Source organism: Flammeovirga pectinis (assembly GCF_003970675.1).
Classification (GTDB): domain Bacteria; phylum Bacteroidota; class Bacteroidia; order Cytophagales; family Flammeovirgaceae; genus Flammeovirga; species Flammeovirga pectinis.
In genome coordinates, this window is sequence record NZ_CP034563.1 from 654,522 (window position 1) to 670,391 (window position 15,870).

Annotated in this window: 10 protein-coding genes; 7 read left to right on the forward strand and 3 right to left on the reverse strand. The window is 32.2% G+C overall.

Going from position 1 to position 15,870, the window contains the following annotated elements; all coding sequences use genetic code 11:
- The first annotated feature begins 14 nt into the window (after nt 1-14).
- Nucleotides 15-629: a hypothetical protein gene (locus EI427_RS22800; RefSeq protein ID WP_126619387.1), complete on the forward strand. Its 615-nt coding sequence runs from the start codon at nt 15-17 to the stop codon at nt 627-629.
- A gap of 62 nt (nt 630-691) precedes the next feature.
- On the forward strand, nt 692-1,819 hold the full coding sequence (locus tag EI427_RS22805) for a PepSY-associated TM helix domain-containing protein (protein WP_170178588.1): 1,128 nt from the start codon (nt 692-694) through the stop codon (nt 1,817-1,819).
- 139 nt (nt 1,820-1,958) lie between these two features.
- Here EI427_RS22805 and EI427_RS22810 read toward each other — a convergent pair whose 3' ends face one another.
- From EI427_RS22810 to EI427_RS22820, 3 genes are all read right to left on the reverse strand, one after another.
- Nucleotides 1,959-3,776, reverse strand: coding sequence for a DUF4493 domain-containing protein (locus tag EI427_RS22810; RefSeq protein WP_126619391.1), 1,818 nt, complete (start codon nt 3,774-3,776; stop codon nt 1,959-1,961).
- A gap of 152 nt (nt 3,777-3,928) precedes the next feature.
- Nucleotides 3,929-4,594, reverse strand: coding sequence for a HupE/UreJ family protein (locus EI427_RS22815; RefSeq protein WP_126619393.1), 666 nt, complete (start codon nt 4,592-4,594; stop codon nt 3,929-3,931).
- Nucleotides 4,595-4,596: 2 nt separating this feature from the next.
- On the reverse strand, nt 4,597-5,595 hold the full coding sequence (locus EI427_RS22820; protein ID WP_170178589.1) for a DUF4198 domain-containing protein: 999 nt from the start codon (nt 5,593-5,595) through the stop codon (nt 4,597-4,599).
- Between the two features lie 407 nt (nt 5,596-6,002).
- Between EI427_RS22820 and EI427_RS22825 the strand changes: the two genes are divergently transcribed.
- The 5 genes from EI427_RS22825 (at nt 6,003) to EI427_RS22845 (ending at nt 15,691) form a co-directional block, all read left to right on the forward strand.
- Nucleotides 6,003-7,655, forward strand: a complete 1,653-nt coding sequence (locus EI427_RS22825) for a DUF6377 domain-containing protein (RefSeq protein WP_126619395.1) — start codon at nt 6,003-6,005, stop codon at nt 7,653-7,655.
- A gap of 252 nt (nt 7,656-7,907) precedes the next feature.
- On the forward strand, nt 7,908-10,862 hold the full coding sequence (locus tag EI427_RS22830; RefSeq protein WP_126619398.1) for a SusC/RagA family TonB-linked outer membrane protein: 2,955 nt from the start codon (nt 7,908-7,910) through the stop codon (nt 10,860-10,862).
- Nucleotides 10,863-10,879: 17 nt separating this feature from the next.
- On the forward strand, nt 10,880-12,364 hold the full coding sequence (locus EI427_RS22835; protein WP_126619400.1) for a RagB/SusD family nutrient uptake outer membrane protein: 1,485 nt from the start codon (nt 10,880-10,882) through the stop codon (nt 12,362-12,364).
- Between the two features lie 18 nt (nt 12,365-12,382).
- On the forward strand, nt 12,383-14,161 hold the full coding sequence (locus EI427_RS22840) for a SusE domain-containing protein (protein ID WP_126619402.1): 1,779 nt from the start codon (nt 12,383-12,385) through the stop codon (nt 14,159-14,161).
- Nucleotides 14,162-14,215: 54 nt separating this feature from the next.
- Nucleotides 14,216-15,691 carry a glycoside hydrolase family 30 protein gene (locus EI427_RS22845; protein ID WP_240655393.1) on the forward strand — a complete coding sequence of 492 codons (1,476 nt, stop codon included), beginning with the start codon at nt 14,216-14,218 and terminating at the stop codon, nt 15,689-15,691.
- The last annotated feature ends 179 nt before the right edge of the window (nt 15,692-15,870 follow it).

A 15,870-nucleotide genomic window follows, 5' to 3' on the forward strand; every position in this document is an offset into this window, starting at 1 on the left:
AAAAAAAGAGAAAGATGAGAAAATATTTAATAGTTTTATTTGCATTCTTAGCATTTTCTTGTGCTAAAGAAAAAAAGGGAAGAGGTATTAATTTTGAAAATGTGAAACCTTCTTTAGCCTTGTCAGCTGATCAATTAGTAAAGTTTGATGCTATAAATACAGAGTTTGATGCTGATAGAGCTGCTAAGATAGAAGCTTTAAAGGCATCTGGTAAAATGAGTAAGGCAAAATATATTAAAATTGTAAAGCCTTCTTATGTTGCACAAGAGCAAAAGGTAAAGCCTATTCTTACTGCTACTCAATTTGAAGTATATCATGAGTACGTTAAAAGACACATGCCTTTTCAATCAGATTATTCGGATGAGCTTAAGCAAGAAGTGGTAACTGAATTATCTTTAGATGAGCAACAAGCTAAAATGTACAATGCAGTTAATGAGGCATTTGTAAAAGCATACAGAGATGCTCACGATTATTACCACGGTAACGGTAAGGCTGCTGCAGAATACTGGCAACAGTTTGATAACAATAGAAAAGAAGCTTTACAAAAAGTGTTTACGAAAGAGCAATACGCCCAATATCTTGAGTTAATTAAAAAAGAAAACTACAGAGGTAAAAACGAAAAAGGGTAATGCGACTGAAGAAATCACTTTTAAGAAAAAAGAGAAAGAACGAAAGCATTTTTAAATACATCATGTCCGTGTCACATTTGTGGCTCGGACTTTTGTCGAGTGTGGTAGTTTTTGTGGTATGTTTAAGTGGGGCAACTTACTCATTTAAAACACAAATACAGGAATTACTTAATTATGATGTTGTTTTTTCGAGGGATAGTAAAGGAGACGATTTTGTTTCGATAAATGTACTTCAAAATCAGTTTGAATCAGAGGGCTTATTGATTACGAGTATAACAATTCCGGAAACTACATCAAGAAATATTTTGGTTACCTATAAAGACCAAAGTGATGAAGACGGTCATTTTTATGTTGATCCTGAGAATGGAAAAATAATAGGAGCAAGCAGTAGATCTGCAGGTGATTTCTTCAACTTAATGAAGCAAATACACAAAGAGTTATTACTTGGAAAAGTAGGAAAACAGATTGTAGGAGCATCAATTTTAATATTTGTTGTTCTATTAACATCTGGGTTAGTATTATGGTTTCCAAAAAAAACTACACAACTTAAAAAAGGGCTAACTATTAAATGGTCGGCCAAGTTGCCAAGAGTAATTTATGACTTGCACAATACACTTGGTTTCTACACTTTTATATTGCTATTATTTATTTCATTTACAGGTTTATATGTTTCTTATTCTTGGGTGAAAAGTGGTATAATTGTATCGTTAGGTGGCGTTGCAGTATTATCAGAAAATAGTTCTGAAGCAGCCAAAGCAGAAATGTCTAATGTGTTTGCTTCTTTTTTAGATGATGTAATTGATAGTCAATCGGATAAGCAAAAAGTACTGAAAGAAATCTCTTTAGATAGTTTATTAAGTGATGTAAACCTGAAATTACCTTATAAAGCCATAACCATTTTAGACTTCCCAACAGAGGAAGAAGCCTATTATCACATCACAAAAATTAACCAAGAAAATTTACTAAAGGCTATTCTTCCAGATGACATAGAATACACAAAAGATGGAGAGTTTAAGTCTCTTCATAAATTTACAGATCAGCCTTTACACAAACAATTTACAGCCATTTCTTTACCCTTACACACTGGCGAAATAATGGGTTTACCAGGCATAATTCTATATTTTATTGCCACCTTAATTGCCGCTTCTATGCCAGTAACAGGTATATTAATTTGGGTAAGGAAGCTTTGAATTTAACGATCTATATTATGATTGTTTTACGCCTAAATAAATGCAAGAGGATTACCTTTTTAAGAAAAGTAAATAGCAATCTGAATAATTCTGAAAATTAAGTCAAATTGCTATTTATATCTTACTTAAGTGTTACATATCAATTATATGGATTATTCTTTTCATCATATGTAAATTCATTCCAAGGCGCATAACTATTTAATTTATCAAAAAGATCCTTAGGAATTACTCCAGAAAAATTATTGTTTTCAATTTTAAAAATCCAAAATTTTTCAAAACCATTAAGGTATGAAGGTATTTCTCCTTCTAATTGGTTTTCATTTAATTTTAAACTATTTAGCGTGATTAACAAACTCCATTCATTGGGGATTGTACCACTGAATTGATTATTTCCTAGATGAAGAGTTATCAAATCAGAAAATTTAGAAAAACCTACAGGAAGAGTTCCTACAATATGATTTTCACTTAAATCTAAATATTTCAAATCTTTTAAATCACTAATCGTTACAGGAATTTCTCCTTTTAACCCCAATCTTGATAAATTTAACTCAGTTAACTTTCCGTTATTGTCTACTTTTAAATTTCTCCATTCTCTTACAGGCTTGTCACTATTGAAATCATGATCATTATTCCAACTAGATCCATCCATTTGATTGTATATATCCAATAAAGCCTGTTTAACAGATGTACTTACATCTGGTCTTTCATAGCCCTCTTTTAAAAATACTATATAATGAGCAACAATTCCATCTGTATCTATTGCTCTTAGTGTTAACTCATTGTCATTTAATAAAATAACTTCGTATTCTAAATCTAAACCAACATGATAAATAGGGAAAGCTCCGTTCTTAAATTTAAGATAAACATTACCTTCATTATTTTTATAAAGGTTCCAAGCCCAAGTATCTTGATGAGGATGATTAATAGTATATGTTAGATGGTGAATATCTGAATCATTTGATAAAGTTGCACCCTCTAAACTATCATAATAATTTACCATAACTTGGTCGTTATCATTACGAATCAAGGTAGTGGTATTATTCAGTAATTGAAAAGTATTATTTTTTTCTAGAAAGGACATTCTATCATCATATATACCCATATTTTCAAAGTTATAGGCATTACATACCCACCAATCAGGTGTATAGGAATCTATAGAGCCAAGAGCTAAATGCCCTTCCGTTTTCTCATCAATTTTCCATTGTTTATTTCCATCTCCTACTAAAAAATTTAGGTACGGAATTTTCCAACTTTCATTAATAGTAATAGATTCAACGATTGTAGCATCATCAAAAGTTTGCTCTTCATCTTTATCCGTTTTCACATAAAAAACGTAAGCATCATTAGCTTTACTTCCTTCTATTTCTTTATAAACGGTTTCTGCTACCTCATTTTCAAAATAAAGGGTAAAACTTATACTCCCCTCAGATAAATAGGCATTTCTATTTTCATCTACAGGGTAAACAAGTTCATTTGAATTTGATGTTTTTATGTTCGCAAAAATAGATGGATAGCTTTTTTTAATTAAATCAGAAAAAACTACTTTTACTTTTATATTTTCAAGTTTACAAGCAACTTCAATGTCAGTTCTTTCTTGAGCTTTGATAGAAAAAGTTTCAACTCCAAAATACCTTGGAGACTCAAAACCTGAGCTCAATTTTTCATTAGTTACTTCAATCGAATATTCACCCTCTAGAAGTTCAAAAACTTCTGGAATAGATTCATAATCTTTTGAGTCTATTACAATATCGTCAGTCGTTAAGTTTGTAATAATAAAAGAAAATTCTTCGATACTTTTGGATAGCCGAACAGTATTTTTATTGGTTTCTGATAATTGAATAGAAAATGATAATTCTCCATTTAGGATTGGTTCTTTTTCTTCTTCTTCAGTTTTAGTGCAAGAAATTAGTATACTAAAAAGTATCACTAAATAAATAGATTTGTTAAGTAAGTTCATTTGTTAAATAGATTGTTTGCTTTAATGTTAATTTAAAGCTAGTATAATTTTCTTTTTAAACAAACAGTTTCAAAAAAACTTATTTCAAATGAGTTGTATATGTATATTTGGTGTTAAGTGCATAGATGTTAATTTACATTTTAATATTAGCCTTAAAACAAATACATCTGATAAGCAAACAACCCAACACCAGCAATCATTAAATACCAATTTACTGCTTTATAAAATGCAGGGAAATCTGTCAATTTACGAGAATACGTAATGATAAACACGATAGGTATAAGAGCTAGAATTTGTCCTATTTCAACTCCAAGGTTAAAACAAAGAATTTTAGCTAGGAAATCGTTACTTCCATTTTCAAAAGATTGTAATTTAGTGGAAAGACCAAAACCATGAATTAACCCAAAAATCACTACCATTATTAGTAAGTTAGGGGCGTTAATACCAAGCTTTTTAAAACCTCCTAAATTTTCAAAACCCTTATACAAAATACTTAGGGCAATCACTCCATCAACTAAATGTTCATTTGCAGTAATACCTAAATATGTAGCTCCAATAAGCGTAATACAATGCCCAATAGTAAAGGCAGTAATAAATTTTAGTATATCTTTAAACCCTTTTAAATAGAAAACTACTCCTGCTAAAAATAGCAAATGATCGTAACCCGTTAGCATATGAGTGGCACCTACTCTAAGGTAAGCGAATATTCCTCCTGTTTTGAGTAATTCCTGATCTGCACTTGTTACATCATGAGCAAACCCTAAAAAAGGGATAAATAAGAAGATGAATAGAAGTACTTTTTTTAAATTCACTTTCATAACTAACCCTTATATTTAAAGTAAATAAATAACAAACTGATGAGAGCAATACTCACTACTATAAAACCTGAAGTTGGAATGCCTTCTTCTTCATGAGGATGTGGATGATGTAAATGAGTATGAGTACCATGTTCATGGGTAACTTCAAAAGATAAAGTCGCCCATCTTGATTCATGAGTTACTTCAGCATTGTTTACCTCAACCATATGAATTGTTCTGAGATAGTAAATTCCACCTTCATCTAGCGTGACGGTAACAATACCTTGTTCATTCGTTCTTAATTTCTGACCATGGGTATGTGAATGGGCTTCACCAGCAGCATGAGTATGGGTTATTCCTTTATGATTGGCATAAACTAATTGATTAATTACTGGTTTACCATCTACTAGTAATCTTATGTCAATAGTTTCTCCAGTATTTTTATTGTAAGGATTTTCTACCGGAATAAACTCAATAGGATAACCTAAAACCGTATTCCAATCATCTGTTTTTACTTCTCCTACCTGATAAATTGCCTTAACATGTTTTTGATAACTCTCTACAACATCTTGATCCAATAATGCATTATCAAAACGATGTGAAAGCATATCCAATACACCATCATGTTTTAAATAAACATTAAAATCAAAGGCAGATTGTGCTAAAGTATTTGCTTTAGTAGATACCCCAATAACATAAGTTCCTGCGTTACCTGTGTTGAAAGAAAGTTGAGTAATAGTACTGTCTTTATCTTCCCATTTACTTGAATCTATAGCTTGTCTATTTCCATGACTGACAATAGATGCATCTAACATTCGATTACGACTGATAATATTTTCACTGCCCTCAAAAGTGCCATTGTATAAACTGAGGGTTGCTTCTTGATGAGGTTTCAGGAAGTAAGTTTCCATTTTAATATACAAATCATGACTACTTAACATGATAAGTGCAGATAAGAGAAATAATGGCTGAGTCAATTTAAAACCAATTACCTTATCAAAGGCTCTTGTAATTAATTTCATATAAGAATGTTTGTACTGTTGTGCTATTTTCCGCAAATGTAAGAACTTTTATCTCTCAACCCAATCTTAGATTATCTCTCTTAGCGTTATAATGGGATATAATAACAGATGAGTTTTATAACATTGTGTATAGCACATTTTGAGTGCGTAATTATTCATTTTAGGCAATCATTAACGAATTATTTTTAGTACTGCCTCTTATAATTCGTCTCTTTTTTAGACTAATTGATAACTTATTTTTGTTCAAACTTATATTTTGATGTAGTTATGAGCGTTTACAGACTTTTTAGTATCAAAAAAATACAATTTATTGCAAATATTTTCATAATTTTAAGTTTATTAAGATAACGTAACTATTCAACCTAATTTATTTTAGTGCGTTTTATTATGACCTTAAAATTATAGAGATGAAACTATCAATACAATTATGTATTTTTTTTATAGTAGGCATTACTAATTTTTCAATAGCCCAAAACGAGATAGATTCTTTATTTAATGTCCTTGATATTTCAATTGAAAAAAGAGAGACTTATTTAAAAGAGAAGAATGATAACATTAATGAGTTTAGGGTTTTATTAGAAAATGATACAACCGATTTAAAGGATAAGTACTTTTATGCAACAGAGATCTATGAGCAATATTTAGTATTCGAATTCTATGGAGCATTACATTTTGCTTATGTTGCAATTGATCTTGCTAAACAGTTAAAGGAGGATAAACTGATTAATGAGAGTAACTTAAACTTGGCAAGAATATTAGTTATTGCTGGTATTTACCAAGAAAGTAGTGAAATCTTAGATGGCTTAGAAATCAAAAAGTTATCAAATGATTTATTAGTAAAATATTATCTTATTCGAAAAGAATTATACAACCAGCTTTATTATTATTCACCTACAAAATCGATCAAACAGAGTTATCAAACTAAATATGTCAACTACTGTGATTCATTATTGGCAATTTTACCAGAGAATTCAGAAAGTAATTTAGAGATATTAGAAACAAGGGCACTTGATACAAGAAAATTAGATAAAGCAAAAAAACTCAATGCACTTAGGTTATCAAGATATTCTATTGGGCAACATAATTATTCTAAAATTGCTTTTCAGCGTTCATTAATTTATGAAGTAGCAGAAGATAACCATAACCAAAAGAAATATTTAATATTATCTGCAATTTCAGATATTAAAGGAGTTATAAAAGACAATGCTTCATTGGCTACATTGGCATTTAAACTCTATCATGATGGTGATGTAGATCGAGCATATAAATACATCAATATATGTTATGAAGATGCATTATTCTATAATTCTAAATTAAGAGCTATTCAAATAGCAAACATTCTACCTGTAATATCTCAGTCTTACGAAGAGCAACTTATTAGTCAGAAATCACGCCTAGAATATTTTAATGTAATTATCACAATCATGATTATTATACTTTTTGTGGGTATAATTTTTATTTATAAACAAGTGAAATCTGTACGCTCTGTTAGAAATACGACCGTAGAAATGAATAATAAGTTGAGAGAATCGAATGCTGAACTTCAAAATGCGAACGGGCAGTTGACCAAATTACATACAGATTTATCAAATACTAACCTTGTAAAAGAAATCTATATTGGTGAATTTTTAAAGATTTGTAGTGATTATATTGAAAAGCTAGAATACCAAAGCACGCATACAAAAAGAATGCTTGTGGCAAGAAAGTATGGAGAATTACTAAAAGAGTTGAAGGATGATGATGTACGTAAAAAGGAAATGAAGCTCTTTTACAAGAATTTTGATCAAACATTCTTACATATTTACCCCACTTTTGTAGATGATTTTAATAAATTACTAGAACCTGATCAACCCATTATTACTAAAAATAAAGAACTCTTAAATACAGAATTAAGAATTTTTGCTTTAGTTAGGTTAGGTATAAATGATAGTGCTAAGATCTCTAAATTGTTAGGGAACTCTGTAACCACAATTTATAATTACAGAGTAAAGGTTAAAAACAAAGCGATAGTGGATAGAGAGAATTTTGATGACTACATAATGAGAATTGGAGATGTATAACAAAGAATATAGATTTTTTTTATCTATAAAGCACCTACTATTTTTTTAATAACATTTTAGTTAAGTAGTTGTAAATAAGAGTGTTGAATTAATGTAGTGTCTACCATTTTACTACTATGCGTAGGACGTACACTTTAACTTACCCAACTTTGTAATGTTCGATAGGGAAACCAGCTGACAATTGTAAATTTTACAATCCTTATTAAACATTTTTTTATAATCTATTTTGAACGACTTTAAGTTTATACTACGATGACTAGACTTACTACGTTTTTTTACTCCTCAGGCATATGGAGTACTTTTTTAATTATACTATTAACTTCTACAATATCATTTGCACAACGAAATATAAATGGTGTTGTAACAGATGAAGAAGGATCTCCAATACCAGGAGTTACAATTTTATTGAAAAATTCTAACAGCGGTACAACAACCGACTTCGATGGGCATTATAAAATACAAGTTGAGAACGCAAGTTCAATTTTAGTATTTAGTTATATAGGAATGCAAACTGAAGAGATTGTTGTAGCAAACCAGACGACAATTAATTTAAGCATGTTGGAAGACATGATGAAATTAGAAGAATTAGTTGTGATTGGTTACGGTACGCAGAGTAAAAAGGATGTAACGGGTTCTGTAAGTGTAATTGGAGCAGAAGACATGGAGTCTCGTCCTAATACACAAGTTGGATCTTTATTACAAGGTAAAGTTGCAGGTGTGCAAGTGCAAGCCTCTTCTGGAAAACCATCACAAGGAATATCAATGCGTATTCGTGGTACAAACTCTATTAACGCAGGTGCAGAACCGTTATATGTAGTAGACGGAGTTCCAACAACAGATACAAGATCAATAAGTCCTTCAGATATAGAAAGTGTTTCTGTATTGAAAGATGCATCAGCAGCAGCAATCTATGGAGCGCAAGGTGCAAACGGTGTTGTTTTGATTACCACTAAGAAAGGTACATCTTCTAAACCAACTGTATCATTAGATGTATATGGTGGTGTAAATGAAGTATGGAGAACACAAGAAGTCTTAAACGGTGAACAATACCGAGATTTAATGACTGAAATGGGTTATAATACAGATTGGAGTAAGTATCAAGAAAATACAGATTGGCAAAATGAGGTGTTCCAAACGGGATATACGCAAAATTATCAAGTAGCCATTTCAGGTAAATCAGATAAAACAAATTATTATGTTTCTGGTGGTTTTACAGGGGCACAAGGTGCTGTAAGAAGTTCTGAAATGAACAGAGCAAACTTTAAAGTAAATTTAGATCAAGAAGTTAATAATTGGTTTAAAGTTGGAACTAGAGTTTCTTATGTAGACTATAATGATGTTGATGTAAAAGATAATGCTGCTGTAAATCAAGGTGGTGTTCTTTTAGGAGCTTTAACCACTCCAGCAGTAATTGGCGTTTATAATGAAGATGGAACATTTACTTCTAACCCATTCCAAGATTGGGAAAATCCAATTGCGAGTACAGATGGTTCTAAAAGAGGGTTTAACAACAAAAGATTTCTAGGTAATTTTTATGCGGAGGTATCATTTTTAGATGCTTTTAAATTTAAATCAAATATTGGTATTGATAATAATACTGATAAATATGACTACTTCTTAGATCCATATAAAACATCTTATGGTAGAGCATTAAATGGGCAGTCGATTGTAAATCAGAATAACAACTCTTACTATATTTTTGATAACACACTATCATTCAATAAACTATTTAATAAACATAAAGTAGAAGCATTGGTGGGTGCAGTAGTTCAAAAATACCATTGGCAAAGTAGTAATATCGAAAGAAGAAATTTTGCATCTGATGCTATCACAACTCCAAACGGAGGGTCTGAAATTGCTGCAGCATCTGCAACAGAAGCAGAAAAGTCTAATGCATCTTTCTTAGGTAGAGTAAACTATGCTTTTAAAAATAAGTATTTACTTACAGCTAATATTCGTTTAGATGGATCTAGTGTATTTGGACCACAAAATAGATGGGGCGTTTTTCCTTCTTTCTCTGCAGGATGGAGAATATCTGAAGAGGCTTTCTTAGAAGATGTAGAATTTATTTCTGATCTGAAACTAAGAGCTGGATATGGTATTGTGGGTAACGATAACATAGGTACTTATGCTTATATGGGTAAGGTTGGTTCTGGAGCTAATTATCCAATTGGAGGTATTGCTCAGCCGGGTTCTTATCCAGCATCTATTGAAAATCAGAAGTTAAAGTGGGAAGAATCTGAGCAAACAAACATTGGTATTGATATCGGTTTAATCAATGATCGTGTAGAATTAACCGTTGATGCTTATATAAAAAGAACATCAGATTTATTACTAAATGCTCCTCTACCAAGGTCAACAGGTTATGATAATGCTATTCAAAATATTGGAGCATTAGAAAACAAAGGACTTGAGTTCAATTTAAATACAGTGAATGTAGATAAAGAGATCAAATGGAGTACTAATTTTAATATTTCATTCAATAGAAATACAGTAACAAACTTAGTTGGGCAAGAAATTTATGTTGGTAGTATCGCTGGTAGAGGTGAAGCTATTCAAATTAAGGAAGGACAACCTCTAGGATCTATTTATGGCTACGAGTTTTTAGGTGTTGACCCAACTACAGGTAATGCATATTATATGGGTGGAGATGGTAATTCTACTTTTAACCCTTCTCCTAACGATAGAAAGGTAATTGGTGATGCAAACCCTGATTTTATCTATGGTTTTACAAATACATTAACTTGGAAAGGCATTACCTTAAATGTATTTTTCCAAGGAGCTCAAGGCAACGAAATGTTGAATGCTACTAGAATTGATACTGAAGGAATGACAGATGCTAAAAGCCAATCTACTGCAGTATTAAATAGATGGAAAAGAAGCGGTGATGTAACTACAATTCCAAAGTCGAGTCCAGGAAATACAGATAACTCTAGAATTTCTACTCGCTTTGTAGAAGATGCTTCTTATCTAAGACTTAAAGCCCTAACACTTGCTTATAACTTACCAAGTGAGGTGATCAGTAAATTTAGAATGGGTTCATTTAAAGTGTATGCAACAGGAGAAAATTTATGGACGCTAACAAACTACACTGGATTTGACCCTGAAGTTAATCAAGGTGGTGGTTCGAACACTGTTTTAGGTATTGATTATGGTACTTATCCACAAACTCGAAGCATAATTATTGGAGCAAATATCACTTTCTAATTTAGACTTCTAAGACAATGAACGTAAAAAAATATATAACAATTGCTGCCTTCGTATTCGGAACGATGTCATGTGATAACTTTTTAGACTTACAACCTATTTCAGAAGAAACTTCTGATAATGCTTATAATAAAGCATCTCAAATGGAGAGTGCTCTTATAGGTGCTTATGAGACTTTTCAATCTGCAGAATATTATGTTTGGGATAACGTAGTATTTAGTGATATCCGCTCTGATAACGCGTATGCGGGAGGAGATAATCCGGAAGTATTTGAAGCTGATTTACTTACTATAACACCTATTAATTCTAGAGTATTTACAAATTGGTCTCAGATATACAATGGGATTTTAAAGGCCAACACTGTAATTGAAAAAATTGAATTAATTACTGATCCTAGTTTAAAAGAGGAGCGTAAGAACCAAATTAAAGGAGAGGCTTTATTTTTAAGAGCTTACCATTATTTTACTTTGGTAAAGTTGTTTGGTGGAGTGCCTTTAATTTTGGCGCCTACAAAATCTACAGATCCTGTAGATGTAAGAGTACCAAGGAATTCAGAAGAAGAAGTTTATCAGCAAATTATCGCAGATTTAAATCTTTCTGCACAATTATTACCAGATTTATATACAGATGATAACGGTAATGATTTAGGTGGATCAACAAATAAGGCAAGAGCTACAGCAGGAGCATCTAATGCACTTTTAGCTAAGGTGTACGCACAACATAGAGAATGGGATAATGCATTAGCAGCAATAGAAAAAGTAGAGAAATCTTCTGCAGGTTATGTTCTCTTGTCAAATTATTCAAACCTTTTTGATAGTGAGAATTACAATAATGCGGAGTCGATCTTAGAAGTACAATACTTAGGTACAGATGAAGGAAACTTTGGGCCGCAGTTATTATTACCTCCATCAATTTCTGGAGATACATGGAGAAAGTTTGTTACACCTTCGCAAGATTTAATTGCAGCTTATGATAATGAGAACGATGCAATTAGAAAAGGAGCATCAGTGTTATTCGAAAATGTTGATTGGGTAGATGAATATTGGGGAAATACAGCAGGTGCTAGTATTCCATTTTCTTACAAATGGAAAAAAGCAATGGGTTGGGCATCAACAGATCGTCCTTACCTATTAAGATATGCTGATATAGTTTTATTAAAAGCAGAAGCATTTAACGAAGTCGGAAACAGTGCAGCAGCTTTAGTACAATTAAATAAAATTAGAACGAGAGTAAATTTAGCAGCAGTTTCTTCGGGTTTATCACAAGATCAGTTAAGAGATAAAATTCTGAATGAAAGAAGATTGGAATTAGCACAAGAAGGTCACAGGTGGGATGATCTTGTTCGTCAGAATAAAGTGGTTTCTACAATGAATAATTTAGTTGAAATAGACTTGAGAACAGGTCAGAAAGTAAATTATAACATGACAGAAGCGAAGGTTTTACTTCCAATTCCTCAACAAGAGTTAGATCGTAACCCTGCTTTAGATCAAAATCCATTATAGACACTAGATAATAAAGAAATGATAAAGAAATATATCAATGTAGTGCTCTTTTTATTCTTGGCTTTTGCCGTTGGATGTGCTACAAAATCAAATATGCAGCCAGAGGGAGAATGGACACTTTCTGAAGCAGAACTAGTTTCTCCTGATGCAGATGCAACAATAGAATTAGATGAGATTTTCACAACAGAATCAATTGATTTTGAATGGAAACCTTCTGTTAATTCTGCAGATTATATTATTAAATATGCAGTAGTATTGGTAAGCGATACAGCTACGTCTTATGAAAATCCATTGATTGAGGTTGAATCAAATAACAATGGTAAAGATATAACAGCAAGTATTACGCACGAAGAAATTGATTTGGCATTAGCACAAGCGTGTTATCCTAAAGATCAAGTAGCAAAAGTAAAATGGGGTGTAAAAGCAATGTCTTTATCAGTTGTTGCTTTCTCTTCTCAACCTATCAATATTAAAAGGTTTTCTTTCGATCCTATTCCAAATAATTTATACTTAATTGGTACAGCAACAGAGGTTGGTAATAATCTAGCACAAGGGATTCCTTTAAAAGCCTTTAAAGATGCTGAAGGTAAAATGACATTCTTCGAAACCATCACTCAACTTACTAAAGACGAAACGTACGAATTTGTAAGTAGGTTAGAAGAACCTGCACTGCATTATGGTGGTGAAAATGGTTCTATTGCACTTTGTGGTGCTGAAATTACAGCTACTGAAGATGGTGTTTTTAGAGTTGGAGTTGATTTAGTTAGTAATACAATTAAACTAGAAAAGATAAATCATCTTGGTATTGTAGGAACGCCAATTGAAGGTGAATGGAGTGGAGATGTTGCTTTACCTTACCTCGGTAATGGCTTATTTCAAGATACGGTAGAACTGCTTCAAACAGGAGGATTTGTTTTAAGGATCGATGGTGATTGGGGTAGAATGTACAAACAAACTCCAGGTACTACTAGTCTATTATTTGAGCCTTATGCAGATGCAGTTGGTCTTGCAAAAGAAGATCTTCAAAATGAAAATGTTGGAAATTACATTGTATCAGCAGACTTTTTAGGAACTTCTTATAGTTACTCTTTTGAAAAAGTTGAAGTGGATATTCCTACACCAAATCCAATTGTAGCACCAGAAAGTCTTTTCTTAATTCCTAATGATGGTTCTGGAGCAGTTGAATTAGTGAAAGATAATAATGTCTTCACATCAAACTATTTAGCATTACAAGCTGCAGTAAAATATACATTGAATAGTGCTGCAGATGGTAGCGGGACATCTTATTCTTTATTGGGTAACATTGGAGAAACTGAAGACGACCCTAATGGAGACAATGTTTATGGAGCACCGTACTTTAAAGAAGAAGCTGGTGATATATCTGTAATAAGAGATCAGGCATATATGCTAACAATTGATTTTGATGCACCTACAGTTCAATGGCAATATTACAACATAAAATTATTCCATTGGGATGATAATGGTGGATGGGATGACAGAAAGGAATTACCAATGACATACGTTCACCCTTACACATTCACTTTAGAAAATACAGATTTATCGGCAGGGTTTGATTCCAAATTCTTCTCTCCTTGGGATGTAGAGTTTGGTGTTTCTGACGCGGCTGGATCTACAGATGATGCAACGGCAACAACTGGTACAACAACTAATAAAACGTTTGTAGAGGAAGGAGTAAATGTATCCAACTTCAAGTTTACATCAACAGACGGTACTTATACTGTTTCTTTAGAAATAACAAACGATTATACAGTGGGTAATTACACTGTTACACAATAAAATAACTAAAAGAGGTGAGTAGGAAACTATTCATCTCTCTTAATCACAACATATATGAGAACGGAAAAAATGAATACGTTAATTGGTTTAATTCTATTAATGGCTACTTCAATTTCAGGAATTAGCTGTGGAGACAATAATGAAAATAAAACTCCTGTACCTCCTCCACCAGTAGTGGAAGTAGATCATGTACAGTTATATGTAACTTCTAGAGATGATGTTAATGGCCAAAAAAATCAAGGATTAAGGTTGTTAGAAGATGTTGTAGCTACAGGAGAAGACGAATCTTATGTTACTTTGCGAGTAGATCAAAATCAAGTATATCAAGAAATTGACGGTTTTGGGTTTACGTTAACAGGAGGTAGTGCAATGCACATTAACTCTATGACGAGTGCAGCAAAAACGGCTTTATTACAAGAGTTATTTGGAAGAGAAGAAGGACAAGTTGGCGTTAATTACCTTAGAGTAAGTATTGCTGCGTCTGATTTAGATGCTAGTCCTTTCTCTTATGCAGAGGCAGAAGATGAAACACTTTCTAATTTTTCTATTAGTAAAGATAAAGAGCACTTAATACCAGTTTTAAAGGAGATTTTAGCAATAAACCCTTCTATTAAAATTCTAGGTACACCTTGGTCGCCTCCAACATGGATGAAATCTAATAACGCTTATAAAGGAGGTTCGTTATTAGTCGATAAGTACGCTACTTATGCAGATTATTTTGTGAAGTATATTCAAGCATATGCAGCAGAAGGTATTACAATAGATGCTATTACTGTTCAGAATGAGCCATTACATGATGGTAATAATCCAAGTTTATACATGGAGTCAGAAGAGATGGCAAAGTTTATTGCAGAACAATTAGGACCTAAATTTCAAGCAGCTAATATATCAACAAAGATAATTACGTACGATCATAACTGTGACCGTCCTGATTATCCAATTTCGATTATCAATTCTAATGCAAATCAGTATATCAATGGTTCGGCTTTTCATCTTTATGGTGGAGATATTTCTGCGTTGTCTTCTGTAAAAACAGCAGATACTTCTAAAGGAATATATTTTACAGAACAATGGGTAGGAGCAAACGAAGATTTTGGTGGTGCTTTAATGTGGCATTTTGAAAACATGTTTATTGGAGCTCCTAGAAATTGGAGTAGAAACGTTCTGGAGTGGAATTTAGCATCTGATGCTAATTTACAACCTCATACAGATGGAGGATGTACAGAATGTCTTGGCGCTTTAACTATTGAAGGAAATACAGTGAATAGAAACGTAGCCTACTATACAGTAGCACATGCATCTAAATTTATTCCTTCAGGATCTTATCGAGTTAAATCAAATAATATGGGCGATTTACCAAACGTGTCTTTTATTACACCAAATGGTAAGATTATCACTTTATTAATGAATAATTCTGATGCGCAGAAGAAATTTAATTACAAACTAACAGGAACAGACAAATCATACATCATCTCAATTCCTGCAAATAGCATTGGAACGATGGTGTATGATTCCAATACTAAAGCTTAAATAATTATTTAGTTAGTGTAAGAAATTTTTTGAGACAATTATAGACCGACATTATAATATCTTTTTCTTTCACTAACTATCTACTTAGCAGAAACTGATTTAGAAGAGGAGAGTGAAGAACCTCTCCTTTTCATCAATTTTTCACTTAAAGAAACTTTACACTACAATAATCAATTTCG

Excerpts from the sequence above, each read along its gene's own strand:
- EI427_RS22800 (WP_126619387.1), top strand. The coding sequence starts at position 15 with ATGAGAAAATATTTAATAGTTTTATTTGCATTCTTAGCATTTTCTTGT.
- EI427_RS22805 (WP_170178588.1), top strand. The coding sequence starts at position 692 with ATGTCCGTGTCACATTTGTGGCTCGGACTTTTGTCGAGTGTGGTAGTT.
- EI427_RS22810 (WP_126619391.1), bottom strand. The coding sequence starts at position 3,776 with ATGAACTTACTTAACAAATCTATTTATTTAGTGATACTTTTTAGTATA.
- EI427_RS22815 (WP_126619393.1), bottom strand. The coding sequence starts at position 4,594 with ATGAAAGTGAATTTAAAAAAAGTACTTCTATTCATCTTCTTATTTATC.
- EI427_RS22820 (WP_170178589.1), bottom strand. The coding sequence starts at position 5,595 with ATGAAATTAATTACAAGAGCCTTTGATAAGGTAATTGGTTTTAAATTG.
- EI427_RS22825 (WP_126619395.1), top strand. The coding sequence starts at position 6,003 with ATGAAACTATCAATACAATTATGTATTTTTTTTATAGTAGGCATTACT.
- EI427_RS22830 (WP_126619398.1), top strand. The coding sequence starts at position 7,908 with ATGACTAGACTTACTACGTTTTTTTACTCCTCAGGCATATGGAGTACT.
- EI427_RS22835 (WP_126619400.1), top strand. The coding sequence starts at position 10,880 with ATGAACGTAAAAAAATATATAACAATTGCTGCCTTCGTATTCGGAACG.
- EI427_RS22840 (WP_126619402.1), top strand. The coding sequence starts at position 12,383 with ATGATAAAGAAATATATCAATGTAGTGCTCTTTTTATTCTTGGCTTTT.
- EI427_RS22845 (WP_240655393.1), top strand. The coding sequence starts at position 14,216 with ATGAGAACGGAAAAAATGAATACGTTAATTGGTTTAATTCTATTAATG.